This is a genomic window from Pantoea sp. Ae19-2, from assembly GCF_059801205.1.
Genome location: NZ_JBCHWE010000001.1, coordinates 3,650,203 through 3,677,169, shown reverse-complemented (window position 1 = coordinate 3,677,169; position 26,967 = coordinate 3,650,203). Strand labels below are relative to the sequence as shown.

Sequence of the window (26,967 nt, the reverse complement as noted above, 5' to 3'; positions counted from 1 at the left end):
GTACAGCCTGAACACGTTCACAAAGCCCTGTCCACCTGGGCGAAGCTGTATCCCGCTGTCAGCTGTCAACATGATTCCGTTAAAGGCCAGTTCCGCAGCCTTGATGGTTTTAGCGCATCCGTTCTCTTTTTACCTTTCTGGTGTTTCGGTGACGCCGATTCGGAAACAGGATAAAGGAGCACAGCAGCGGTCAGGTATGCGCATCAAGAGGCTACCTTGCGACAGATAAGCGCTATATAATCTCTTGCATTACGCTTCGGGGAAACCTTATTGAATACAACATTAAAGCGCCTGATGCTTGCAGGCATAGTGACGCTTACCGCCTTAAACAGTTACGCCAGCCGTGTTGTGACCGATCAAATTGGCCGCACCGTTACGATTCCAGATCGGGTTGATCGTGTGGTCGTGCTTCAGCATCAAACGCTGAATCTCCTGGTGCAGTTAAACGCGACAGATAAAATCGTAGGGATTCTCGCTAACTGGAAGCAGCAGCTAGGGGACAATTACGCGACGCTGGTACCTGAACTGACGCATAAAGCGCTGCTGGGTGATTTGACCCACGTGGATTTGGAAAAGCTGGTTGCGCTGCATCCACAGGTGGTATTTGTCACTAACTATGCGCCAAAAGAGATGATTGACCAAATCTCTGCATTGGGTATTCCGGTCCTGGCAATTTCATTGCGCCATGACGACGCCGGACAGCAGGGTGAGATCAACCCCAATATGCAAAACGAAGATCAGGCGTACGACCTGGGTATAAAAGAGGGGATTACGCTGATTGGGGAAGTCGTCAACAGGCAGCAGCAGGCCAAAGCGTTAATCTCAGCGGCATTCGCCGGTCGTCAGATCGTCACCGACCGTCTCAAAAATATCCCCGAGCAGCAGCGTGTTCGCGCCTATATGGCTAATCCCGATCTGACCACCTACGGAGCGGGTAAATATACCGGCCTGATGATGGCGCATGCCGGTGCCCTTAACGTGGCGGCCTCGTCGATTCAGGGATTCAGGCAGGTCAGCATGGAGCAGGTTGTCGTATGGAACCCACAGGTCATCTTCGTTCAGGACCGCTATCCACAGGTGGTAAAGGAGATTCAACAGAATCCCCTTTGGCGAACCATTGATGCAGTGAAACATCACCGGGTATGGCTGATGCCTGAGTATGCCAAGGCATGGGGCTATCCCATGCCGGAGGCCATAGGGTTAGGCGAACTGTGGATGGCGAAAAAACTCTACCCAGATAAATTCCGCGACATCGATATGCAGCAGCAGGCTAATCGCTGGTATCAACGGTTCTACCGGACGTCATACCATGAGAAATCTACAGGTTCTGGCAGCAGGTAGCCTGCGTGACGTGTGGAAGATGCTCATGACTGCCTTCCATGCCGAATCCGGCTTAACCGCAAATACTCAGTATGGGCCGGCCGGTCTGCTGCGTCAGCGCATTGAACAGGGTGAAATATGCGACCTGTTTGTGTCGGCTAACCTACAGCATCCAGAAAAGCTGCGCCAACAAGGCCTGGCAGATCATACCGGCCATTTTACAAATAACAGGCTTTGCCTGACGGCTAAACGTGATTGCGTCATTGAACAGGATGACTGGCTGTCGCTATTACTCCGTGAGGATTTGCGGCTGGGAACCTCAACGCCGCTTTGCGATCCCTCAGGTGATTACACCCTGGAGTTGTTTGACCATATCGAACAGCGCCATCCCGGTTGTGGCGATGCACTCAGGCAAAGAGCGATCGCTATGGTTGGCGGACCAGACAGCTTGCCTGTGCCTGCGGGTGACCTGGCGGCGCAGTGGATTATCAGTGCAGGCCATGCTGAGCTGTTTATCGGCTACGCCAGCTATGCGCCTCGCCTGGCTCGTTTTTCCCAGCTTCGGGTTTTTAACATTCCTTCCACTTACAATGTCCAGGCACGATATGGCTGGGCCACGCTGTCCGCCGCTGCCAGGCCGCTCGCGGCATTCCTGAGTTCCGATACCGCGCAACAAATTTTACGCCAGTACGGTTTTCTGTCCCTCAGCCAGTGACAGAACAGGCTTTCAATTTCTTTTCCGCAGGGGCGCGCTTAGCGAGATGTCACATCTCTGCCCCGCGCCTTGAAACTTTTTCACCTGTTGATATGCAGACTCGACATTTAGCCTTTAACTGGTTATCTTTGGCTGTCTGGATGTCTAAACGTATGTATGGTTACTAGAGGTGATTAAGCTATGCCAATCAGGGTCCCCGACGAATTACCGGCAGTGAATTTTTTACGTAACGAAAACGTCTTTGTGATGACGTCGTCACGTGCCAGTGTTCAGGAGATCCGTCCGCTTAAAGTGCTGGTTCTTAATCTCATGCCCAAGAAGATTGAGACGGAAAACCAGTTTCTGCGCTTACTCTCCAACTCACCGCTGCAGATCGATATCCAGCTACTGCGCATCGACAGTCGGGAGTCGCGGAATACACCCAGCGATCATCTCAACAACTTCTACTGCAATTTTAACGATATTCAGCACGATAACTACGATGGCTTAATCGTGACAGGTGCGCCGCTGGGCCTGGTTGAATTTAACGATGTGGCTTACTGGCCGCAGATAAAACAGGTGCTGGAGTGGGCGAAAGACCATGTTACCTCAACGCTGTTTGTCTGTTGGGCCGTCCAGGCGGCATTAAACATTTTATATGGCATTCCTAAACAGACCCGGCAGACTAAACTGGCGGGCGTCTTTGAGCATCAGATACTGCATCCCCATTCCTTACTGACGCGGGGATTCGACGATAATTTCCTCGCTCCCCATTCACGTTACGCTGATTTCCCGACGCAGCTCATCACGGATTATACCGATCTGGAATTATTTGCTGAATCGGAACAAACCGGCGCGTATCTGATGGCGAGCAAAGACAAAAGGCTGGCGTTTGTGACCGGGCATCCGGAGTACGATGCACTGACGCTGGCGGGAGAGTTTCAACGCGACTATGAAGCCGGGCTGAATCCTGAAGTACCCTATAACTATTTCCCACAGGATAATCCGCAGCTTACACCGCGCGCCACCTGGCGTAGCCATGGAAACCTGCTGTTTTCAAACTGGCTGAATTATTACGTCTACCAGATTACGCCGTTTGATCTGCGCCATATGAATCCCACGCTGGAATAATCCTTTTTTAGCGACAACTGAACCGTGTTAGCCGCTGGCAGCACGGTTTTTTTTCGTCTGTAAAACGTGAGTGAAAAGTATTACCTGTTAAACAATAAAATAAATCATTTATTAATCATGGTGATAAGTTGTTTTTTTATTAGAAATGGAAATAGTTTTTGATTTTAAAATTAAAATGAATATGCTCTGATCCTGTAGCTCAATAATTACCCTATCTGTGGATCATCCATGTTGATCCGCCTGTAAACAGGAGAGAGCAGACATGACAGACTCGGTTATCAACAGTGAATTACTTTTCAGTAAACCCTTTAGCGATGCGGAAAAGCAGTTGCTTACTCCCGACGCCATCGCTTTTCTGCAGGAACTGGTGACGCGTTTTGCACCCCAGCGTGAGAGATTGTTAGCCGCACGTCAGGTCCGGCAAAAAGAGTACGATTCCGGCGGGTTACCTGACTTTGATATGGAAACGGTTTCCATAAGAGAGCGAGCGTGGACGATCCGTGGTATTCCGGCCGATTTACAGGATCGTCGCGTTGAGATCACCGGTCCGCCCGATCGCAAAATGGTGATTAACGCCTTGAATGCTAACGTAAAGGTGTTTATGGCCGACTTTGAGGACTCGCTGGCACCTTGCTGGGAAAAACTCATTGACGGACAGCAAACCTTACGGGAAGCCGTGGCGGGAACGCTGCGCTATACCAGCGAGAACGGAAAAATCTATCAGCTACGGGCCGATCCTGCGGTATTGATGTGCCGGGTACGTGGACTGCATCTGTCTGAAAAACATGTTAGCTGGCAGGGGAATGCGATTCCCGGTGGTCTGTTCGATTTTGCTCTCTACTTTTTTCATAACGCGGAAGCCTTACTGGCAAAAGGCAGTGGCCCCTATTTTTATCTGCCTAAAACTGAGAGCTGGCAGGAAGTTGCGTGGTGGCGGGATATCTTTAGCTTTGCCGAGGATCGTTTTGATCTGGCTCGCGGCACCATAAAAGCCACCGTATTGATCGAAACGCTACCGGCGGTATTCCAGATGAACGAGATCCTGTGGAATCTGCGGGATCATATCGTGGGGCTGAACTGCGGTCGCTGGGATTATATTTTCAGCTATATCAAAACGCTGCGCGAACATGCCGATCGGATTCTGCCCGACCGGCAGTCTGTAACCATGGCTCAGCCCTTTCTGGATGCTTACTCACGACTGCTGATCCAAACCTGCCATCGCCGTGGTGCTTTTGCCATGGGCGGCATGTCAGCGCTCATTCCCAGCAAAGACAGCGCGCGCAATGAATGGGTGCTGCAGCGCGTCACTGAAGATAAACAGCGTGAAGCCAACAACGGACATGACGGTACCTGGATCGCGCATCCCGGCCTGGCAGACACGGCGATGTCAGTCTTCAACCAGGTACTGGGTGAACGCCCTAATCAGCTCAACATTCTGCGGCAGGATGACAGCCCGATAACGGCAGAGCAGCTTCTGGCACCCTGCGAAGGCGATCGAACGGAAGCGGGCATGCGCGCCAATATTCGGGTGGCGTTGCAGTATCTGGAAGCCTGGATTAGCGGCAATGGCTGTGTCCCCATCGATGGCCTGATGGAAGATGCCGCAACTGCAGAAATTGCCCGGACTTCAATCTGGCAATGGATCCGCCATCAGAAATCTCTGCTCGATGGACAGCCGGTCACGGCCGCGCTCTTCCAGCAGCTGCTGAACGATGAGCTGCAAACGCTACAGATGCATCTGGGCGATAAGACATTCAGTTCAGGTCGTTATGAGGAAGCGGCGCGCCTGATGGCGCAGATCACAACCCAGGACGAACTGGTTTCCTTTCTGACTCTGCCAGGCTACCGCCTGCTTCCCTGACTTAAGGAGCCGTTGCCATGACACGTACTCAACATATTCAGCAACTCGAAAAACAGTGGCAGGACGCGCGCTGGCAGGGCATTACCCGCCCGTACAGCGCAGAGGAAGTGATTAACCTGCGGGGCTCTGTTGTGCCGGCCTGTACTCTGGCAGAGCGGGGGGCGGTGAAGCTCTGGTCGCTGCTCAATGGCGACGCCAAAAAAGGCTATATCAACAGTCTGGGAGCATTAACGGGCGGTCAGGCTCTGCAACAGGCAAAGGCCGGTATAGAAGCGATCTACCTGTCTGGCTGGCAGGTCGCTGCCGATGCCAACGTAGCAGGACAAATGTATCCGGATCAGTCGCTTTATCCGGTCAACTCCGCGCCTGAGGTGGTCACCCGTATTAATCAGACATTCCAGCGCGCCGATCAGATTCAGTGGGCTAACGGCACAGAACCGGGAGATAGCCGCTATATCGACTATTTTCTGCCCATTGTTGCCGATGCAGAAGCGGGCTTTGGTGGCGTGCTGAATGCGTTTGAACTGATGAAGTCATTGATCAGCGCAGGCGCGGCGGCCGTGCACTTTGAAGATCAACTGGCGGCGGTGAAGAAATGCGGTCATATGGGCGGTAAGGTGCTGGTGCCAACCCAGGAGGCGATACAGAAGCTGGTGGCGGCGCGTCTGGCTGCCGATGTCATGGGCGTACCCACGATCCTGCTGGCGCGGACCGATGCGGATGCCGCAGACCTGATCACATCTGACTGTGACGAATACGACCGCCCATTTATACGCGGCGACCGCACGGCGGAAGGTTTTTTCCGCACCAACGCCGGCATTGAGCAGGCAATCAGCCGTGGACTGGCTTACGCCCCTTACGCCGATGTCCTTTGGTGTGAAACCTCCACCCCGGATTTGGCCATGGCCCAGCGTTTTGCCGATGCGATTCACGCCCGCTATCCAGGCAAGCTGCTGGCTTACAACTGTTCGCCTTCGTTTAACTGGAAAAAGAATCTGGATGACAAAACCATTGCGGCCTTCCAGCAGGCGCTCAGTGACATGGGCTATCGCTTTCAGTTCATTACGCTGGCGGGCATCCACAGCATGTGGTTCAACATGTTCGATCTTGCGCACGCTTACGCTCAGGGCGAAGGCATGCGCCACTATGTGGAAAAAGTTCAGCAGCCGGAGTTTGCTGCGCGCGAACGGGGTTACAGCTTTTCATCGCATCAGCAGGAGGTCGGAACAGGCTATTTCGATCAGGTGACCAACACGATTCAGGGCGGCAAGTCATCGGTGACGGCCCTGACAGGGTCCACCGAGGAGCATCAGTTTTGAGTTGAGTCTGTGTCTTTCCCGCCCGGCATCTGCGGGCGGGCTTTTTCAGGAGTGAATCATGCCGCCACGCGAATCACTGATTGCTCACACCATTCTGCAGGGTTTTGACGCGCAGTATGGTCGTTTTCTCGACATTACCGCAGGCGCACAACAGCGTTTTGAACAGGCCGAATGGCAGGCGGTACAGCAGGCGATGAAGGCGCGTATTCATCTTTACGATCATCACGTGGCATTAGTCGCCGATCAATTGCGCGTGCTGAACGGGGCGGCACACTGGGACGATGACTTTTGGCTGACGATTAAAAGCCATTACGAAACCCTGTTGCCCGGCTATCCGCGCTACGAAATTGCCGAGAGCTTCTTTAATTCGGTGTATTGCCGGTTGCATGGCCATAATGCACTGCAGCCGAAACGCCTGTTTATTTTCAGCTCTCAGCCAGCCTCAACGCAAACTTCCCCTGCGCGCCCTCTGGCGCGGACCTATCTACCACATCAGGGCTGGCAAGCGCTGTTCCACCAGGTACTGCGCGACCTGCCTTTAACGCTGCCATGGCAGGATCGGGCGCGCGATGAAGCGTGGATTCACCGCCATTTGCGCGAGCAGTTTTCCGCCGCCCAGTTGGCGCAGGGCTGGCTGGACGTTTGCAGTGAGCTGTTTTTTCGCAACAAAACCGCCTGGATTGTCGCCCGGCTGCACCTGCCCGACGGCATATTTCCCTGTCTGTTGCCGATTCAGCGCAGCGATAAGGGCGAACTGTGGATTGATACCTGCCTCACGGACGTCAATGACGCGAGCATCGTGTTTGGCTTTGCCCGCGCTTATTTCATGGTCTATGCGCCGCTGCCGGCGGCGCTGGTGGCCTGGCTCAAGCCTGTATTGCCGGGTAAAACCCTGGCAGAGCGCTATATGGCTATCGGCTGTCAAAAACATGGCAAAACGGAAAGCTATCGGGAATATCTCCAGGCGCTGGCGCAAACCGACGCCGCGTTTGAGATTGCACCGGGTATTCGTGGCATGGTGATGCTGGTGTTCACATTACCGGGCTTTGATCGGGTATTTAAAGTCATCAAAGATCGGTTTGCACCGCAAAAAGAGGTCACAGAAATGCAGGTCAGGGCCTGTTATCAGCAGGTCAAAGAGCACGACCGCGTGGGGCGCATGGCCGATACACAGGCTTTTGAACAGTTTGCGTTGCCGCTCGCGCGTATCGCTCCCGCGCTACTGGAGGAATTTCAACACACGATTGCCGGAAAGATACGTATTGAGGGCGACCGCCTGATCATCAGCCACCTCTGGCTGGAACGTCGGATGCAGCCCCTGAATCTTTACCTGGCGCAGGCCAGTGAAAACCAGCGCCAGCACGCCATTGAAGAGTATGGCAATGCGATCAAACAGCTGGCTGCCGCCAACATCTTTCCCGGCGACATGCTGTTTAAAAACTTTGGCATCACCCGACACGGGCGCGTCGTGTTTTATGATTACGATGAAATCCGCCCTATGCAGGAACTCAATTTTCGTGAGGTTCCTCAGGCGCGATATGAAGAAGATGAGCTCAGTGCGGAGCCCTGGTACAGCGTGGGGCCGGATGACGTATTTCCTGAAACCTTCCGCTATGCATTATGCAGCGAGCCTGCCACAGGCGCGCTACTGCAACAGCGGCATCCGGAAATTTTTGAGGCGAGCTGGTGGCGTGCACAACAGCAGCGCATCGCTCAGGGGCATATTGAGGACGTGATCGCCTGGCAGCATGTCCAGCGTTTCTGCATCCGTTACGGCAGCACGTTGACGACGTCGTCACGTGTGCCTGCTACTGCAGGCATTCAGCCGTCCGTTTTTGCCAGCGGCCATGAATCAAACAGATAACCATCGAAATCAAGGTCATCAACATTGGAAAACTCCAGCAGGCGCTGTTTCACGTTTTCAAGATGTTGCCACATCGCCAGCTTTGCAGCGCGTGCGTCCTTCTTGATGAGTGCAGCAAGAATCTGTCGGTGATCGATCAACCATGCTTTACGATAAAGCGTATCGCCCAGGTGACTGTGCAACTGAATCCACATAGGGTTATTTTCACGCCATTGCCATGACTGGCGAAACAGTTCGACCAGCATGCTGTTATGCGTTGCTTCGGCAATGGCAAGATGAAAATGCATGTCACCGCTCTCTGAGTTTTCCAGCGAGCAGCTTGCCAGTTCGCGCTCTTCTAACAGCAGGGCCTGACGCATTTTGACGATATCTTCTCGCGTGGCCTGAAGCGCGGCGAATTCGGCGATATTACTTTCCAGTAGCTGTCGTGCCTGAAGCTGTTCAAACGGGCCGGCATCGTTGCAAAAATGCGTGTTCACTTCTTCAATACGTAATGGGTTTTTGTGCTCCACCACATAAATACCAGCACCGCGTCTGACTTCGATTAGCCCTTCAATTTCCAGCATAATCAATGCCTCGCGAACCACGGTGCGGCTGACGTCGAGCATGTCAGCAATTTCACGTTCTGGCGGCAAACGCTGACCCGAGCGGTAAGGCGTCTCCAGAATCAGTTGCCGGATTTTTATACCCACTTGCTGATAGGGCCGCTGCTGAGAGACAGACCTCATAATTATGCTCCCGTCAGATACCGTTCCGGCGAAAACTATATCACCCAACGGGTAAGGTAACAGGGTTTTGCGCACGTTAAGATAAACTGGTTGACCAGATGAAAAGGGGATTTATCCCTTATTTAACAATTAATTGCGGTTTTTATTAAAAGTGACATCATACGATGCCACTTTTGAAACACCTGTGCGACGTAATGGATGCGTCGTTACTTCAACATAAAATCGTATTGCACGCCGGTTTTCACATCCCAGTAATAAAGTTTATCGCCCAGCGCGCTGCCGGGCCGTTTCTCTCTGGCACGGTCAGCAGCCACGTACATATTCAGTCCTTTGAATGGCCCATCGGTAACGTTATACATCACCGCTCCCATGAGTCCGAGCCCGTTAATTTTAGTATTACGCTGCTTGTCTTCGTAACCTCTGGTGATAACTGGCCCCAGCATGACACCGACGTTTTGATTAAAGAAATACTGCCCGCCAAACTGCGCGGATAACATGTTTTCCTTGTTGCGGTCGATGCTCAGGGAGTCGGGATAGCCAATATCGGTGTAGACAATGCGCCCATCGATATCATGGGTCAGTTTGCCCACGGCGCCAAACAATCTTGCCTTATCAAAAGAGTAAGTTAAGCGTCCGGAAATTAAGGCGGTCTCGTGATGGTAACTAAGAGGCTTACTCATCCCTTCTACCTGACCATAAAATCCCATAAGCTCCCACTTCAGTGTATGGTCGTTGGAAAAGGTATGCGTTTTTTCAAAAATGCTCTGCACCTGGGTTGAGACATCTTGCTGATAAGACGCCCCCAACGAATAGCGTGACGAGGCATCGTGCCATGATCCCACCAAATAGCCGCGTCCCCGGCGGGGATGGTACTTACCTGTTGCGCTGTCAATCACCCCTTCATCACGCACGCCGGTTGCCGAATCGACATAGTAGAAGGCGCGTTTACGCCACATTGACCAGAATTCCAGGTTTTCTGTTGCCTCAAAACGGGCCAGGACGCCTTCAGAAATCGTCTGTATCGTGCGGGACGAATTATCGGCGATCAGTGGAATGCGGTAGGGGAGACTGCCGTAACCATAGTCGGTACCAAACCGCCCAATGGTTAAGTAGAGATTATCGGCGGGTTTAAGCTTGACCGCGCCGACTGCCACGCCAAAGCTATCGTGCCCATCCAGATAGTAGCGGGTGCTCCAGCCGTCTTTCGCCCCCAGTTTGTATACGTAATAGGCACCCGCGCTGATACCAATAAAGTCAGAATAGTAGCGGGTGTTCACATCAATGAGCCCGCCTTGTACCCAGGCGTAGATATCACGCCCGGTACCTGCACTCGGCTTGTCTGCTCGTCGAAAATCATTCTTTAAACGAATTCTTAAACTGTCTTCATTATCATTAATGGCTGCGGCGTACAGCAGCGAGGGACACAGCAGCAAAGCGATGGCCATGCAGCGAAAAAAACGTGTGTTCATAAAGGAATCCCTGGCGTATTAAGTATTTTCATTACGTTCAGGCGCAGGCAGAACGGGCTGCTATCCGATGGGATCAGCCATGCGTAACGTGCAACCCACTCAAGAACTGGCCTGGTTGAATTAAGGGCGTGCGTTATTATCCTGCTGCCACACCTGTTCATAGTCGTAGCCGGTCAGGGCCTTCACCACGACTTTGGTTTCGGGTGTACAGTCGGCTTTATTCCCGCCGGCCTTAAGACGATCAATTTCTTTCACCAGAACCCGATGCGTTTCACGGGTCAGTTTAAATTTGAAGGTCATATATAAGCTGATGAGTAATAAACCACCGGAGCCAAAGACCAGCAGACCAGTAATTGCATTCAGCGCACTTTCTGGCTGAATTAACTGCCCTTTGACGAAATGACTGTGCTCCAGTACGGCACCGACTATCATAATTGCGACGGCCACGGTACTTTTGCGCATCAGCGTCATCACGCCAGCAAAGACGCCTTCACGCCGTTGACATGTGACCATTTCATCCACATCAGGAATAAAGCTGTAAATATTCCAGGGAATAAAATAAAGCCCTGCGCGGCCAAAACCTAACAGAACAAATATCAGCGTGGTGAGCCACCAGGAAGACACAGCGCTATGGCCGATATACATCAAAATGAGATAACCGAGTACAGCAAAAATACACAGATAAGAAATACGCATGGCCAGGGCGGGCCTGATATTCAGCTTGTCCAGCATAAACATGAAAAGCAGCGTCGCGGGAATGGATACGGAGGTGGCAATCGAAAGATAGGCTGACGCGTTTGCCGCATCCAGGCTCAGGCCATATACGACGAAATAAACAAACACCGCTATGAAAATATCCAGCGCCGTAAATGATGAAATATAGATAATCAAGTGCTGTCTGAATATTTTGATTTTGAAGGTGGTGGCCAGCTCGATAAACATATTTTTCAGGTGGGATATCAGTCCAATACTTGGCCCGGCGTTAAGTCGCTCAAACTCTTCGGGATTCATGTCTTTCGATTCCCAGGTACAGGACCAGGTAATCAGCACCACAATAAAAAACAGGCATGAAAACAGGATACCGGTGTAGGTGAATGTCAGGGCAGAGTCCTGACCAAAATACTGGATCATAACGCCCGGTACTGAGGCGGTGAGGAAGGTGCCCACCTGAGAAAACGTCAGGCGGATTGCCGCCATACGGGTTCTCTCGCCAAAATCGTTGGTCATCTCTGCCGCCAGGGTTTCCCAGGGCACCAACACCATCGCCACCAGTAACTCTACCGCGAGATAGGTTCCAAGATAGTACCAGTAGCTCATGTCGCTGACCCAGACCAGCGCATAGATAAACATCAGCGGGGCGCTGATGAGCAGAAAGAAGCGGCGTCGGCCAAAACGTTTACCGAGGCGGGTGCTGCCAAACTTATCGGTGATATAGCCCATTATCGGGCTGAGAATAGCGTCAATGATGCGGGCGATAGCAAAAATGGAGCTCGCCTCGAGCATCGAAAGACCACAAAATGTCGTATAGAAAAAAAGCAACCAAGTCCCAATTAGCGCCATGGAGCCACCGCCAAAAATATCGGTAATGCCATAGCCTATTGCGGTGCCCGTGCCCACCTTCCTGCGTGGCGGTATTGTTGTTGTCATCATAATGTTCCCTTGATTAATTCAGCGTAACGGTCAGAAAACATCTTCAGGTTGTTATGCGATCGTGAAGATGAAGAGAATTGTTTTTAGTTAATTTGTAATAGGAGAAAACGGTTAAATTGAATCGACGCTTTGTTTAAATAATGTTCCTCCTTTTGTTTTTTATTGTTGGTTGGTTTTAATGTTTAAAATAAGTGGGTTGATTCCCGTTCTGATGTTTAATGTCAAATGAACTTTATTTTGGTTAACCAGTATTGACGGTGGTTAAGTCAACACAGTGAAGGCTATGTTGATTATCTGTCAGTGTATTTTTTGCTTGTAGTGCGAATGCATGGTAATCAGTCTGCTCTTTTAAAAAAAAGAGGTCGATCACAAATCCCCTGGATGTCCATAAGTTAGACTCAAAGTCAACTTTTGGTTGACCAGTTAAATGAATGGGATGTTTTATTATGTGAGAAGGATGTTATTTGATGTGGGTCTTGTTTGGGGTTTTTGTTAAATAAGGTGGTGGGTAATATATAAAATCTATTCTTCTTGTAATGTATAAAAGTAATGAAAATAACGCTTTTTATTTTTTTTGAAATTATTCAAGGAATCGATAATGATTTATTTTACATCAGGACGTGTTCCATCCTCTGCAAAACTTGAAGCCGCTATGGATGCGGTTATCGATCAGGCGATTGATGCACAGCGCATTGTCGGTTGTACGGTGATGGTAGCCCAAGCCGGCGAATTAATGTATCAGCGAGCGGCGGGTCTGGCTGACAGAGAGCAGAAGAAAGGCATGGCGCTGGATGCGATTTTCCGCCTTGCCTCGCTGACCAAACCCATCGTGAGCCTGACGGCAATGCGCCTGATCGAACAAGGGTACATGACTCTGGATGACGACATTACGCGCTGGCTTCCCGATTTCCGTCCCTGCCTGGAAGAGGGGAAACCTGCAACCATCCGGGTGCGACATCTCCTGAGTCACATGTCAGGTTTACGTTACCGTTATTCCGCGCCGGCTGATTCCCTTTATCACACCCTGAACGTGTCTGATGGGATCGACTATCAACCGGGATTATCCATCGAAGAGAATCTACGACGCCTGGCAGGCACTCCGCTGCAGTTTGAACCGGGAAGCGGCTGGCGTTATTCCCTGGGCATTGATGTTTTGGGCGAAATCATGGTGCGGGCAACCGGTAAGCGTCTGCCGGATCTGGTAAGCCATGCGGTCACGGAGCCGCTCGGGATGAAAGATACGCTGTTTACCGTCAGGGATGAGGCGCGTTTAACCACGGTGTACACCGATGACAGCCCGGTGCCCACGGCAATAGGTGAGAATCAACGAATACCTTTTGGTGAGGGCGCAGCCATTTTCTGTCCTGACCGTATTCTCAAACCCGATGCCTGGCCGTGCGCAGGTGGGGGAATGGCAGGGACGGCCCCCGATTTCATGCAATTGCTGGAAACGATCCGGCGGCAGGGCGCGCCGCTGATTACGCGCGACAGCTTTGACTATATGACGCAGGAACACGTTGCCGCGAAATATGCCACGCAGGGACCGGGATGGGGATTTGGTGTGGGCTGGGCATTGCTTGCCGATCCCGATGCGGCCGGGTCGCCTCAGTCAGCGGGCACGCTGTCGTGGAGCGGCGCTTACGGCCATACCTGGTTTGTTGATCGCCAAAAAGAACTCTGTGTACTAGCCATGACAAACACGACGCCGGAGGGGGTAAACGGTCAGTTCCCCGTGATGTTGCGCGATGCCGTATATAGCGGTCTTGCGTAATGGATTGTTGGACTGACGGCGGGCGCCCCCTTTTAGGGCGGCGCTGGCCAGTCCACAGGCTGTTTCTTATAAAGGCTGCGGTTGAGAAAGCATGAAGGGCGCGCTGGCGTTATCGGGTGGGGCGGGCGGCATTTCTTTAACGGCCACTGTACGCCAGGGTGACCTGACGGGCTTCGCGGATGACCAGCGCGCCCAGTTCGGTGATGCGGTCGTCCGTCATGCGGGCAATAGGCCCAGAGATGGAAAGCGCCGCAAATGGCTCGCCGTGCTCATCGTAAATGGGGGCCGCCACACAACGCAAACCGAGCGCATGTTCTTCGTCATCGAAAGAAAATCCCCGAGTCCGGATCTGTGCCAGATTGGTTTTCAGACTCTGAGGTGACATCAGCGTATTGGGCGTGTAGTAATGCAGGCCTTTCTGATGCAGCAGAGCGGTGACCTGCTCGTCGCTGAGATGCGCCAGAAAAGCTTTACCTGCGCCCGATGCATGCATTGGCAGTTTGCCGCCGATCGGTGCAGACATGCGCATCAGTTGCGTACACTGTACCTGATCGATAATCACCGCCTGAAAATCGCTGAGGTCCAGCACCGCCAGATTGACCGTTTCACCCGAGTTTTCCATCAGCGTACGTAGCACCGGGTGGACCAGCGCCAGCAGGTTCCGGCTCTGTAAAAAACTGCTGCCAACCACAAACGCATGTGCCCCCATGGTCCAGTAGCCTAAATCGCCTTCCTGGCGCACAAACCCCTGCTGCTGCATAGTGGTCAGCAAGCGATGTGTTGTGGAGTTAGGCAGCCCGGCCTGCTGCGCGAGTTCGGTAAGCGCGACGCTGCCATGTGAATTAGCGATCAACTCCAGCAGCGTTAACCCACGGGTCAGTGACTGAACCTGACCGCCTGCGGGCGCTGAGGGGGCAGGGGTGCCACGGGGTTTTTTTCCGCGTTTCGCGGCGACGGGCGTTGCCATTCTGTTTCTCCTTTTCACATAGTGGAAACCATTTTCGTTTTAATCTGCCTGAATGCAAACGCTGACGTGCTGGTCAGACCTGATAATCACTTCCCTGAAAATCTCCGCTAAGGTTACTTTGAGGCATCATGACCTTATGCAAGAATGACTGGCTGGTATTTCACCAGCGCATTGACGTGGATGAGACAACCGTGAGCAATCTAACCGACGCGCTGCATCAGCAACTTGCCCACCGCATTATGGTATTAGATGGTGGAATGGGCACCATGATCCAGAGCTATAAACTGGACGAACACGATTTTCGTGGCAGCCGTTTTGCTGACTGGCCCTGCGATCTCAAAGGCAATAACGATCTGCTGGTGCTAAGCAAACCAGAGGTGATCCGCGAGATCCATGATGCGTATCTGGCCGCCGGTGCGGATATTCTCGAAACCAATACCTTTAATGCCACCTCCATTGCGATGGCGGACTACCAGATGGAAGCCCTGTCGGCAGAGATTAACTTCGCGGCCGCGAAGCTGGCGCGTACCTGCGCAGATGCGTGGACGGCAAAAACGCCAGATAAACCGCGCTATGTCGCGGGCGTACTGGGCCCCACCAACCGCACCTGCTCGATCTCTCCCGATGTTAACGATCCGGCGTTCCGTAATATCACCTTCAATCAGTTGGTGGACGCCTATCGTGAGTCCACCCGGGCGCTGGTGGAAGGCGGTTGCCACATCATCATGATTGAAACGGTATTCGATACGCTCAACGCCAAAGCGGCTGTCTTTGCGGTGAAAGCAGAGATGGAAGCCCTTGGCGTGGCGCTGCCGTTGATGATCTCCGGCACCATCACCGATGCTTCAGGCCGCACGCTTTCCGGACAAACTACCGAAGCCTTTTATAATTCGTTGCGCCATGCAGAACCCTTATCCTTTGGTCTGAACTGCGCACTGGGGCCGGATGAACTACGTCAGTATGTCGCTGAACTGTCACGCATCGCCGAAGGCTATGTCACTGCCCATCCCAATGCCGGTTTGCCCAACGCCTTCGGCGAATACGATCTTGATGCAGAAGTGATGGCGCAGCAGATTGGGGAATGGGCCAACGCCGGCTTTCTGAACATTGTTGGCGGCTGCTGCGGCACCACGCCACAGCACATCGCTGCCATGGCGGCGGCCGTGGAAGGCGTTGCGCCACGTCAGCGCCCCAAACTGCCCGTTGCCTGCCGTCTTTCGGGTCTTGAACCGCTGAATATCAGTGCAGAATCGTTATTTGTGAACGTGGGAGAACGCACCAACGTTACCGGCTCTGCTAAATTTAAGCGCCTGATTAAAGAAGATAAATATCATGAGGCGCTGGAAGTCGCGTTACAACAGGTTGAGAGCGGTGCCCAGATTATTGATATCAATATGGATGAGGGAATGCTGGACGCGGAAGCCGCGATGGTGCGTTTCCTCAACCTGATTGCGGGTGAGCCCGATATTGCCCGCGTGCCAATTATGATCGACTCCTCGAAATGGGAGGTTATTGAGAAAGGGCTGCAGTGTATTCAGGGAAAAGGCATCGTCAACTCCGTCTCAATGAAAGAAGGTGAGGCCGTATTTATCCACCATGCCCGCCTTGTCCGCCGCTACGGGGCCGCCATGGTGGTGATGGCCTTCGATGAGGTGGGGCAGGCCGATACGCGTGAGCGGAAGATTGAGATCTGTCGCCGCGCCTACCAGATCCTGACGCAACAGGTGGGGTTTCCGCCTGAGGACATCATTTTCGATCCCAATATTTTTGCCGTTGCGACCGGTATCGACGAACACAACAACTACGCGATGGATTTTATTGGGGCCTGCGAAGACATTAAACGTGAACTGCCCCATGCGATGATCTCGGGCGGCGTATCTAACGTCTCGTTCTCGTTCCGGGGCAACGATCCGGTTCGTGAGGCGATTCACGCGGTGTTTCTCTACTACGCCATCCGTAACGGTATGGACATGGGAATCGTGAACGCCGGGCAGTTGGCCATTTATGACGACCTGTCTGACGAACTGCGTGAGTCCGTTGAGGACGTGATCCTTAACCGGCGCGCCGACGGTACTGAGCGATTACTGGCGCTGGCGGAAAAATACCGCCGCAATAAAAGCGACAGTGCGGATGAAAAGCAGCAGGCTGAATGGCGCGGCTGGGACGTGGTGAAACGGCTGGAATACTCACTGGTCAAAGGCATCACCGAGTTTATTGAACAGGACACGGAAGAAGCCCGTCAGCAGGCCGCGCGCCCGATAGACGTGATTGAAGGGCCGCTGATGTCTGGCATGAATGTGGTGGGGGATCTGTTTGGTGAAGGCAAAATGTTCCTGCCGCAGGTCGTGAAATCGGCCCGCGTGATGAAACAGGCCGTCGCCTGGCTTGAACCCTACATTCAGGCCAGTAAAGAAGCCGGACGCAGTAACGGCAAGGTGGTGCTGGCAACGGTAAAAGGCGACGTCCACGACATTGGCAAAAACATTGTTGGCGTGGTCCTGCAGTGCAATAACTATGAGATTATCGACCTCGGCGTGATGGTGCCGGGCGAGAAAATCCTCAAGACCGCGCGCGAAGTGAAGGCTGACATCATTGGTCTTTCTGGGCTCATCACGCCGTCGCTGGATGAAATGGTCAACATGGCGAAAGAGATGGAGCGTCAGGGATTTACGCTGCCGCTGTTGATTGGTGGCGCCACCACGTCTAAAGCCCATACCGCCGTGAAAATCGAACAGCACTACAGCGGGCCCACCGTTTATGTGCAAAACGCCTCGCGCACGGTGGGTGTCGTGTCATCTCTGCTATCGGATACGCTCAGGGATGACTTCGTTGCGCGCACCCGCAAAGAATATGAAACCGTGCGTATTCAGCATGCGCGTAAAAAACCGCGCACGCCGCCGGTGTCACTCAGCGCTGCGCGCGACAACGCGACGAAGATTGACTGGGACAGCTATACACCGCCCGTAGCGAAGCACGTCGGTGTCAGGCGCGTTGACGCGGGCATTGACGTGCTGCGCAATTACATCGACTGGACGCCCTTTTTTATGACCTGGTCGCTGGCTGGCAAATACCCGCGCATCCTGGAGGATGAGGTCGTGGGCGATGAAGCGAAACGACTGTTTGCCGATGCTAACGCGATGCTGGATAAGCTGAGTGACGAAAAAGCGCTGACGCCACGCGGCGTGGTCGGCCTGTTCCCGGCTAATCGCGTGGGCGACGATATTCATATCTTTGCGGATGAGCAGCGCGATACGCTGCTGAACATCAGCCATCATCTGCGGCAGCAAACGGAAAAAACCGACTTTGCCAACTACTGTCTGGCCGATTTTGTGGCGCCGAAAAGCAGCGGTAAAGCTGATTATATCGGGGCTTTTGCCGTTACAGGCGGGCTGGAAGAAGATGCGCTGGCCGAGGCTTACGATAAGCAGCAGGACGACTACAACAAGATTATGGTCAAAGCTATTGCGGACCGCTTAGCCGAAGCCTTCGCCGAATATCTGCACGAACAGGTGCGCAAAACGATTTGGGGTTTTGCTCCCGATGAGCACCTCAGTAATGAGGCGCTCATCCGCGAAAATTATCAGGGCATTCGTCCGGCGCCGGGCTATCCGGCCTGTCCGGAACACACTGAGAAAGCCACTATCTGGGCGCTGCTGGATGTGGAAACGCACGCGGGTATGAAACTCACGGAGTCTTTTGCCATGTGGCCGGGCGCCTCGGTATCAGGCTGGTACTTCAGCCACCCTGACAGCCGCTACTTCGCCGTGGCGCAGATTCAGCGCGATCAGGTTGAGGACTATGCGGCGCGTAAGCGCATGTCGGTAAGCGAAGTGGAGCGCTGGCTGGCCCCCAATCTGGGTTACGACGCCGACTAAAAAAACAAGGCAGCCTGATGGCTGCCTCTTTTTTAGTTAAACCGGGCGTCACGGTCCGAGGTCATGTCATACAGCTGGTACTTCCTTCCCAGCATCTGGCCACCATCACGGGTGAGCGGTACCCAGTTAATCTGCGCACGGCCACGGGTTGGCGTAACGGTAAACAGATCCATGGGGATGGAGATATAGAAGCCTTTAGTAAAGTCACCTTCGCCATACTGCTGCGATGATACGTTGGTTTTTGTCGCATAAACGCCCACCATCACGCCACTGTCGAAGCGCTTAGAGAGATCAATCGTGACGCCTTTATCCTTCGCCAGATACTGCCCGACGCTGGCTTTCACTAAGACGTTCTCCATAAACCAGGGGCGCCAGTAGCCGGTAAGGTTGCCGGTAGGCGCTTCGTAACGGGTGAATCTCATCATGTCATCCCAGTCACGCTGGCGCACATAGTTAGCATCCACGCCAACGGCCCAGTTGCTGTCTACCGGACGATAGAGGACTTCGCCGCCTACGCCGCCATACATGGTTTCCAGATAGCCGCCGTAGACCTGGCCATAGAATCCATTACCCAGATAATCCATGTAGTTGGCTTGCAGATCGTTAACGTAAACGTTGTTCTCAACGTAGTCGCGAATGTGCGTACGCACGCGTGGCAGCGTGGAATCCGCAGGTGCGCCGTTGTAGTTAAATTTGTCGTAATTGTTCGCAACGTTAGCAAACAGGCTACCGCCTACCAGCAAGTGATCGGTGAGCCAGTAATCGACGTTGCCCATCACGCCAACCTGGTACAGATAGAAACTTTCCGGGCCGCCCACAGACTGGTTAAGTACCGGCGACAGGCTGTAACTCAGGCGCTCTTTGCGAATAAACATGCCCTGCTCGGTAGGCTCCGGATCAACCGGATCTGTGCGGACCTGTTGTAACGGCTTTTCATGCCCTAATGGATAACCCCCCAGCTCGTTGCGCAGGCTGGCAACGGAGGTTTCTGTCGTGACCTGAGGCATGTTGTAACGCGACTCCGTCACGTTTATGGTCTCAATACCGTCTGGGAGATGATTCATGATGATGCGGTTCGCGCGATCCACACCTTCACGCGTGTCACGGTATTTGGTTTGCTCGCCTGATACGTAAAGCGTGCTGCCTTTGGTCTGGATTTTTGGACCAGCCAGGCCCGCGTTGTACTTCAGTTCAGACAGCTGATTACCCGTCACCGTGGTTTCCAGCAGCTTAGGTTGCGGGTTCGGGTTGTACGCAGGTTTCGGACTGTCGATATGATCCTGATGCATATCGTTGAAGTTGGTGCGAATGGTGAAGCCGAACATAAAAGTATTGCCGCGCTCATAGCTGGCATTGATATCGGCCCAGTCAGTGACGCGGTAGATTGCACCGACGTTGACCTTGCTGCGCTGCGGCAGGCGTCCGGCGAAATCATCCTTGTAATCGTTACCTTCGTATTCCACCTTCAGGCGCAGCGGCTGCCAGGGCGTCTGGTATTCTATCCCGCCAAATACCGCCGAAGGGCCGTGGAACATCTGCGAGCCATTGATCGATCCCGCCTGACCGACGCCGGGACGCTGACAGTAGCTGTCGCTGTAGGAACAGAAGGGATTTTTCACGGTTCCGCTGTTGCCCAGATAGCCCCAGCCCATACCCAACGTAAAGTCGAACGGCCCCCAGGCTTTGGTGGCGACCAGGTACTCGCTGTCGAACAGGCCGGTGCCGCCCAGATCGCGGGTACCAAACGAGACCTCCGGCAGCCAGTAACCTTCCTGCCACAGGCGCAGCTTCAGGTCGAAAGCTTTATCTTTATAGCTTTGGTTGCCGCTGAAACTTTCCACCGCGCTGTAACGCCGGGTGCGCACATCGGTATAACGCACGGTTGTTTCCAGCCAGGGAAAAAGCTGCAGTGAAGCAGAATAGTAGCGATACTGATCATTATCGCGGAAGTTCAGGCTAAATTCGCCCTCTTTCGCCATACGCGCGGTGGGCACCTGCATCAGGCCCACGCCGCCAAAATCAGACTGCGAAGGCGTTACCGGCGCGGCATACATTTCCGCATGGGCCTGACAGGCGCTTGCCACAGAAACAGCCAACAGGCTGAGAAGATAACGTTTTTTCATCAGTCTGGTATCCGGTGAGTCAGAACAGAAACAAGGCGATCATTCAGGTCTTTAAACGCGCCTGGCAGGCTCCACGACGAGAAGCCCGTCATAATGATGCTGCCGGGTTCGGGTTCAACGTGGCGGTGATTCCAGTAGGCCACAGGCGCTTCCCGCGTCGTGCCGTCCGGCGCAATCACAATCGCGATATTACGTTCTGCTCCAGCCAGGCGGGGGTGCTCGCTCAGGTAATCCCGTACGGATTTCCCTGGCTGCCAGTTCACGGCACCGGCACCCGCGATGGGGCCAAACAACAGGACGCTGGTGCTGGGCTGGGTAAGGTAGAGATCGTAGCTGCCTTCCAGGCGGCGGTTATCCATCGTGTGCAGACGGATCCAGTCGGGATCCAGGGAGGTGAACTGCCGCCCGGTCACCCGGATACCGCTTAACTGATGAATAACGGCATCAATGGCCGCAGCCTGCTCTCCGCTACTGTCGGCACGCCAGGCGCGCAACTGCGCCAGCGTTTGCTGATACTGCTGCTGCGCGACTGCCGTTGCCCCGCGCTCGGCAATAACGGCGCGTCGCCAGTCAGTCTTTGTCATCAGCGCGGGCTGAGTCACCAGCTGTGCCAGGTTTTCCACCTGGTTAACCTGAACACTCTGGGTATCGTGGGGGGCATGCACGGTAACCTGACCTGCGGCCTGAGCGGCCAGGGTGGTGAGCAGGCTCATTCCTGCCAACAAGCGTGTTATGTTTTTCATGATTTTGCCGGCTTCAGAATGGTGATATCAACAGGGAATGCATCGGCAGCCAGCATTTGTCGGGACTGCACGACCTGACCGCTACTGTTGTCGATCCAGAACGTGTTTTGCCACTCGCGATCCAGGCTGTCGATATGAAGCTGCTCATGCCAGACGCGGCAGGCAATGCGGTTCCCCGCAATATCCAGCACCTCGTCATCGCCCCGCGTGAAGGTTGAGCTCAGGGTTCCGCTATGGACGTTGCCCTGAACGGTCCACTGAACAATTCGCGTCCAGCTGTCTCCGTTGCTGAGGTGCAGTCCTTTAGCCAGCGGATCCTGCTGTAAATTGCTGACGTCTGTCAGATTGTCAGGCAGGCCCAGCGTTTTGATCAGCCTGCCATGTGCGGTGACCAGCATCGATTGATCGCGAGTGACCCACTTTTGCTGGCCATTTTCGTTATAACCCAGCACGACAAAAATGCGCTGGCCATCATTGATTCGGGCATACAGGCTGGCATAGGGCAGATTATCAATCTGCTGAGGCGTGACGGTGACATCTTCTGGCCCTTCAATGGCCATCATCACGGTCTGTTCGAGTCCTTTTTGCGTTTGTGTACAGGCCTGCAGCAGCAGGCAAACGAGCAGCAGCGGAAGTTGGCGCACAATGTGTCCCTGATAAATGATGCCAAAGTAAAAATAACCACACGAAAGTGTGGTTATGTTTAAAGCTCCCATACCCTTACTCGTTCAGGCCGCCGACGCTGTGGCATCCTGATAGCGACTCATTTACCTGCGCAAACGAATCGTGATATGCGCGTTCGCAGCCTTGCTACAGCCCGAATGAGCAGGGTACCCATCAACGCGTGGTGCCCGTTGTGGTTGTGGTTGTTGTACCAGTATTTGCCCCGTCACCACCGCCAGAAGCGGCAACACCGAGTCCTACTAACGCGCCGAGCACGCCGATACCTACAGCGGTCGTCGTACCTGCGGACATGGTGCCCGCCTGTGCGCCCGCTGCAGCACCAGCTTCTTCCGGCGCGGCAAACGCACTGGAAGAGACGGCTACGTAAAGTAATGCCAGACCGGCAATCATGCGTTTTTTCATAACAACACCTACATTGAGTGAATGAAGGATTGCTATCCGACATTTTTGCACAACAGCATAAACCGTTGACGCAAAGCCGAAGGACAGACCCATTACGGGCGCGTCCAGTATAGGGCAACAAAATACCAGAGTTCAGTAATGTAAAAACCTGTCAGTCTGTGAGGGCGTAAACGGGCTAAATTAAGTAAATTCAGCGTTAACTTATTTTAAAGGCATGGGTTTATGTTGAAAAGCCGGATATTTGTCTGCAAAGACGGAGAAAGCAAAGCGGTTTCTACTTATTTAGTATTCTTTGGTACGGAATAAGAATTATCGGAATTTCCTTAAGCGTGGTTAAATTAAATAACATTATAAAACAACAGGTAAGAATGAGCTGCATGCCGTTTTAGGGCCATTTTTAATAAGATTGTCATGATTTAACCCCGGCTAACTTCGGATTTGCCTCAGCCTATTTTAAGAATTATCCAATCCGTATATCGACTTTTCAGATAAAAAGCGGGTTGCACTCTCCATCATAGAATAAAAAAGGCGACTAAATAGCCGCCTTTTTGTGCCTGGAGAAATTTAACGCCAACGCTTGTAGCGATTAATTAAGGCATTAGTGGAGCTGTCATGACTGGTAATATCACTGTCATTTTCGAGCTCTGGCAGAATACGGTTTGCCAGTTGTTTGCCCAGCTCAACGCCCCACTGATCGAAGGTAAAGATGTTCAGAATGGCACCCTGGGTGAAGATTTTATGTTCATACAGGGCAATCAGGGCACCCAGGCTAAACGGCGTGATTTCGCGTAACAAAATAGAGTTAGTAGGCCGGTTACCTTCAAACACTTTAAACGGCACAATATGCGCGACCGACTCGGCAGACTTGCCGGCGTCGGTGAACTCTTTCTGAACCACATCACGCGATTTCCCAAAGGCCAGGGCCTCGGTCTGGGCAAAGAAGTTAGACAGCAGTTTAGGATGGTGATCGGCAAGCGCATTGTGGCTCACAGCAGGGGCGATAAAGTCGCACGGGACCAGTTTGGTGCCCTGATGAATCAGCTGGTAGAACGCGTGCTGGCCGTTAGTACCCGGTTCGCCCCAGATAATCGGGCCTGTCTGATAGGTAACAGGCTGGCCTGCACGGTCAACGTATTTACCGTTCGATTCCATATTTCCCTGTTGGAAATAGGCCGCGAAGCGATGCATATATTGGTCGTACGGCAGGATGGCTTCTGTTTCGGCACCGAAGAAGTTGTTGTACCAGATCCCGATCAGCGCCAGCAGCACCGGAAGATTCTGCTCCGCTGGCGTGGTTGAGAAGTGCTTATCCATGGCGTGCGCGCCGCTCAGCAGCTGCTCAAAATTATCGAAGCCAATAGAAAGGATAATTGACAGACCAATTGCTGACCAGAGTGAATAGCGACCCCCTACCCAGTCCCAGAATTCGAACATGTTGTCCGTATCAATACCAAATTCGCCTACCGCTTTGGCATTGGTGGAGAGCGCAGCAAAGTGCTTCGCAACGTGCTGTTGATCGCCGGCCGTTTTCAGGAACCAGTCACGCGCACTGTGGGCGTTGGTCATGGTTTCCTGGGTGGTGAAGGTTTTAGAGGCGACCAGGAACAGCGTGGTTTCAGGACTCAGATCTTTTAGCGTTTCGGCAATGTGGGTGCCATCGACGTTAGACACGAAATGCATGTTCAGGTGATTTTTATACGGGCGCAGCGCTTCCGTCACCATGAAGGGACCGAGGTCAGAGCCACCGATACCGATGTTAACAACGTCCGTAATGGGTTTTCCGGTATAGCCTTTCCAGTCACCGCCGATAATGCGTTCGGAAAAGCCTTTCATTTTTTCCAGCACGGCGTTGACTTCAGGCATGACATCTTTGCCATCAACGATAATCGGCGTATTACTGCGGTTACGCAGCGCGACGTGCAGCACGGCGCGATCTTCAGTGCGGTTAATCTTCTCACCCGAGAACATAGACTTAATCGCACCGCTTAAATCGGTCTCTTTTGCCAGTGCCTGAAGCTTATCGAGGGTTTCCTGAGTAATGCGGTTTTTCGAAAAATCCACCAGCATCTGGTCGTCAAAGGTGGCTGAGAATTTAGCAAAACGATCGGCATCCTGGGCAAACAGGTCGGCAATTTTCGCCGTTTTCATCTGTTCATAGTGCTCTTGCAGCGCTTTCCAGGCTGCGGTTTGGGTCGGATTGATATTTTTCATGGCAACACTCTTGTTGATATTAAGAACCGTCATTCCATCGGGGTCGCATCGTACCCGGTTAGCATTTCAGTATGACCACAGTTGCAACTGAAAGGAAAATTTTGTCTGCGCCATAAAGGCACCATGATGAAAACACGCTGTTTTACGGTCAATAATGCGGCAAGATTTCAGCCTGATTCCATGGGGGAAAGGCTGAAAAGTATGGCCTGGTAGCAGACCGCATACCTTGTGCCACATCAGAAAGTGGTGGCGTTGCTGAAGCCATTAAGCACTGTAGTCGCTGCATTAGGGCAAAATTTGTTATCCGGTGCGCTCTGCATGAAAAATTGTCCCACAGCGGTCATTGACAGCAGGGCCAGAAATCGATAAATCTATGCGCGCTACTTGCGCACCCGTGCGCAAGCCAGAAGAGGCGCGTCGCCCAGGCAGTGTGTTGGAGGAACCGTATCCGGCGATAACACATCAGGGGGAGCGACGCCGAGGTGGTAAACACACGGTGTGTTGACTGTCGGCTACAGGGGCTGAATCCTCTGGGTTGTCACCAGAAACGTCCACAGTCGGACGTTTTGCAAGGTGGAGCGCTTCTGGGTGACTCGTCTATTCGATCTTACCCGTTTCTGCTCTTTCCTTGTGCTTAGGCTGAATTACTGTTTCTCACCCGTTAACGGATGAGGGCAACGTACCCTGACACGAGGTCATACAATGTCTCTGAATCTGAATGTAGCGAAATTTGGCGGTACCAGCGTTGCCGATTTCGATGCCATGAACCGTAGCGCCGATGTGGTATTGCAGGACAGCAATACCCGGCTGGTGGTGCTCTCTGCCTCTGCAGGCATCACAAACCTGCTGGTCTCTCTTGCCGAAGGCCAGGAGACATCGCAGCGTGCAGCGCAACTCGATGACATCCGCCGCATTCAATACGCCATCATCGATCGTCTGCAAAATCCGGACGTCATTCGCGACGAAATCGACCGCATCATTGATAACATCGGCATGCTGTCCGATGCGGCCGCGCTGGCCACGTCTAACGCCTTAACCGACGAACTGGTCAGCCACGGCGAACTGATGTCGACCTTGCTGTTCGTTGAGATCCTGCGTGAACGCAAGGTTAATGCAGAATGGTTCGATGTACGCAAAGTCATGCGCACCAATGACCTTTTTGGCCGTGCTGAGCCCGATGTGGCCGTACTGGCTGAACAGGTTAGCGCGCAGCTGCAACCGCGTATTGCGGCGTCACTGGTGGTGACCCAGGGCTTTATCGGCAGCGAAGAAAAAGGGCGCACGACCACGTTAGGTCGCGGCGGCAGTGACTACACGGCTGCCTTGCTGGGTGAAGCGTTAAAAGCCTCGCGCGTGGATATCTGGACGGACGTGCCGGGGATCTACACCACCGATCCGCGCGTGGTGCCTGCGGCAAAACGTATTGATGAGATCACCTTTGAAGAAGCGGCTGAAATGGCCACCTTTGGGGCCAAAGTGCTGCACCCTGCGACGCTGCTGCCTGCGGTGCGTAGCGACATTCCGGTGTTTGTTGGTTCCAGTAAAGATCCTGCCGCGGGCGGTACGCGCGTGTGCAATGAGACGGCGAATCCACCGCTGTTCCGTGCGCTGGCGCTGCGCCGCAAGCAAACCCTGGTCACACTGCACAGCCTGAATATGCTACACACGCCGGGCTTCCTGTCTGAAGTGTTCAATATTCTGGTGCGTCACAACGTGTCAGTGGATCTGATCACCACGTCGGAAGTCAGCGTGGCGTTAACGCTGGATACCACGGGATCAACCTCAACGGGCGACAATCTGCTGAGCCAGGCGCTGCTGACGGAGCTGTCGTCACTCTGTCGGGTGGAAGTGGAAGAAAACCTGGCGCTGGTGGCCATTATCGGCAACGAATTGTCGAAAGCCTGCGGCGTAGGGAAAGAGGTCTTCGGCGTGCTCGAACCTTTTAACCTGCGGATGATCTGCTACGGTGCCAGCAGCTACAATCTCTGTTTCCTTGTGCCGGGCAATGATGCTGAAAGCGTAGTGCGTACACTGCATCACAATTTGTTTGAATAAGCGCTCAGCCGCCACTGGGTTAAAGCCGGGCTCTGTCCGGCTTTTTCACGACAGGCCGCCAGGCGGCACAGCGTGCTTTCACAGTAGTCCCTCACTCGCT

Annotated in this window: 18 protein-coding genes and 1 riboswitch; of the genes, 9 read left to right on the top strand and 9 right to left on the bottom strand. The window is 53.3% G+C overall.

What is annotated here, in order from left to right:
- Window positions 1–294 precede the first annotated feature (294 nt).
- The 6 genes from AAIE03_RS16880 (at window position 295) to aceK (ending at window position 8,189) form a co-directional block, all read left to right on the top strand.
- On the top strand, window positions 295–1,341 hold the full coding sequence (locus tag AAIE03_RS16880) for an ABC transporter substrate-binding protein (protein ID WP_015701279.1): 1,047 nt from the start codon (window positions 295–297) through the stop codon (window positions 1,339–1,341).
- Entirely contained in the window at window positions 1,310–2,035 is a 726-nt protein-coding gene (locus tag AAIE03_RS16875) for a molybdate ABC transporter substrate-binding protein (RefSeq protein ID WP_015701278.1), read from the top strand. The genes AAIE03_RS16880 and AAIE03_RS16875 overlap by 32 nt, the downstream gene beginning before the upstream one ends.
- Before the next feature lie 180 nt (window positions 2,036–2,215).
- Window positions 2,216–3,145, top strand: coding sequence for a homoserine O-acetyltransferase MetA (gene metA / locus AAIE03_RS16870; RefSeq protein WP_013024132.1), 930 nt, complete (start codon window positions 2,216–2,218; stop codon window positions 3,143–3,145).
- 262 nt (window positions 3,146–3,407) lie between these two features.
- Window positions 3,408–5,006, top strand: a complete 1,599-nt coding sequence (aceB, locus tag AAIE03_RS16865) for a malate synthase A (RefSeq protein WP_014595043.1) — start codon at window positions 3,408–3,410, stop codon at window positions 5,004–5,006.
- Window positions 5,007–5,023: 17 nt separating this feature from the next.
- Window positions 5,024–6,325, top strand: a complete 1,302-nt coding sequence (gene aceA / locus AAIE03_RS16860; protein WP_174260862.1) for an isocitrate lyase — start codon at window positions 5,024–5,026, stop codon at window positions 6,323–6,325.
- A gap of 58 nt (window positions 6,326–6,383) precedes the next feature.
- Complete coding sequence (aceK, locus tag AAIE03_RS16855; protein ID WP_174260861.1) at window positions 6,384–8,189, top strand: bifunctional isocitrate dehydrogenase kinase/phosphatase; 1,806 nt, start codon at window positions 6,384–6,386, stop codon at window positions 8,187–8,189.
- Here the strand turns inward: aceK and uxuR are convergent.
- The 3 genes from uxuR to AAIE03_RS16840 form a co-directional block, all read right to left on the bottom strand.
- Window positions 8,147–8,917 (bottom strand): Uxu operon transcriptional regulator, encoded by a 771-nt coding sequence (gene uxuR / locus AAIE03_RS16850; protein WP_014595046.1) that lies wholly within the window; start codon window positions 8,915–8,917, stop codon window positions 8,147–8,149. The genes aceK and uxuR overlap by 43 nt on opposite strands.
- Before the next feature lie 206 nt (window positions 8,918–9,123).
- Complete coding sequence (uidC, locus tag AAIE03_RS16845) at window positions 9,124–10,386, bottom strand: glucuronide uptake porin UidC (RefSeq protein ID WP_013024137.1); 1,263 nt, start codon at window positions 10,384–10,386, stop codon at window positions 9,124–9,126.
- A 120-nt stretch (window positions 10,387–10,506) separates the two neighbouring features.
- On the bottom strand, window positions 10,507–12,036 hold the full coding sequence (locus AAIE03_RS16840; protein WP_014595047.1) for an MFS transporter: 1,530 nt from the start codon (window positions 12,034–12,036) through the stop codon (window positions 10,507–10,509).
- Between the two features lie 598 nt (window positions 12,037–12,634).
- Here AAIE03_RS16840 and AAIE03_RS16835 point away from each other — a divergent pair.
- The gene (locus AAIE03_RS16835; RefSeq protein WP_072138488.1) at window positions 12,635–13,807 is read left to right on the top strand and encodes a serine hydrolase domain-containing protein; all 1,173 of its coding nucleotides are present in this window, start codon (window positions 12,635–12,637) and stop codon (window positions 13,805–13,807) included.
- 136 nt (window positions 13,808–13,943) lie between these two features.
- Here AAIE03_RS16835 and iclR read toward each other — a convergent pair whose 3' ends face one another.
- Complete coding sequence (gene iclR, locus AAIE03_RS16830) at window positions 13,944–14,774, bottom strand: glyoxylate bypass operon transcriptional repressor IclR (RefSeq protein WP_014595049.1); 831 nt, start codon at window positions 14,772–14,774, stop codon at window positions 13,944–13,946.
- Window positions 14,775–14,965: 191 nt separating this feature from the next.
- On the opposite strand from iclR, the gene metH reads away from it, so the two are divergent.
- Complete coding sequence (metH, locus tag AAIE03_RS16825) at window positions 14,966–18,649, top strand: methionine synthase (protein ID WP_105079653.1); 3,684 nt, start codon at window positions 14,966–14,968, stop codon at window positions 18,647–18,649.
- A 32-nt stretch (window positions 18,650–18,681) separates the two neighbouring features.
- On the opposite strand, the gene AAIE03_RS16820 is transcribed toward metH, so the two are convergent.
- The 5 genes from AAIE03_RS16820 to pgi all read right to left on the bottom strand — a co-directional run bounded on the left by AAIE03_RS16820 (window position 18,682) and on the right by pgi (window position 24,812).
- On the bottom strand, window positions 18,682–20,772 hold the full coding sequence (locus AAIE03_RS16820) for a YjbH domain-containing protein (RefSeq protein WP_013024142.1): 2,091 nt from the start codon (window positions 20,770–20,772) through the stop codon (window positions 18,682–18,684).
- Window positions 20,772–21,515, bottom strand: a complete 744-nt coding sequence (locus AAIE03_RS16815; protein ID WP_013024143.1) for a capsule biosynthesis GfcC family protein — start codon at window positions 21,513–21,515, stop codon at window positions 20,772–20,774. The genes AAIE03_RS16820 and AAIE03_RS16815 overlap by 1 nt, the downstream gene beginning before the upstream one ends.
- Entirely contained in the window at window positions 21,512–22,159 is a 648-nt protein-coding gene (locus AAIE03_RS16810) for a YjbF family lipoprotein (RefSeq protein WP_033766286.1), read from the bottom strand. The genes AAIE03_RS16815 and AAIE03_RS16810 overlap by 4 nt, the downstream gene beginning before the upstream one ends.
- Before the next feature lie 193 nt (window positions 22,160–22,352).
- On the bottom strand, window positions 22,353–22,601 hold the full coding sequence (yjbE, locus tag AAIE03_RS16805; RefSeq protein WP_026020991.1) for an exopolysaccharide production protein YjbE: 249 nt from the start codon (window positions 22,599–22,601) through the stop codon (window positions 22,353–22,355).
- 564 nt (window positions 22,602–23,165) lie between these two features.
- Window positions 23,166–24,812, bottom strand: coding sequence for a glucose-6-phosphate isomerase (gene pgi / locus AAIE03_RS16800; RefSeq protein WP_014606951.1), 1,647 nt, complete (start codon window positions 24,810–24,812; stop codon window positions 23,166–23,168).
- 399 nt (window positions 24,813–25,211) lie between these two features.
- Window positions 25,212–25,404: riboswitch (Lysine riboswitch) on the top strand.
- 110 nt (window positions 25,405–25,514) lie between these two features.
- Between pgi and lysC the strand changes: the two genes are divergently transcribed.
- Window positions 25,515–26,867 carry a lysine-sensitive aspartokinase 3 gene (lysC, locus tag AAIE03_RS16795; protein ID WP_498563094.1) on the top strand — a complete coding sequence of 451 codons (1,353 nt, stop codon included), beginning with the start codon at window positions 25,515–25,517 and terminating at the stop codon, window positions 26,865–26,867.
- Window positions 26,868–26,967 lie beyond the last annotated feature (100 nt).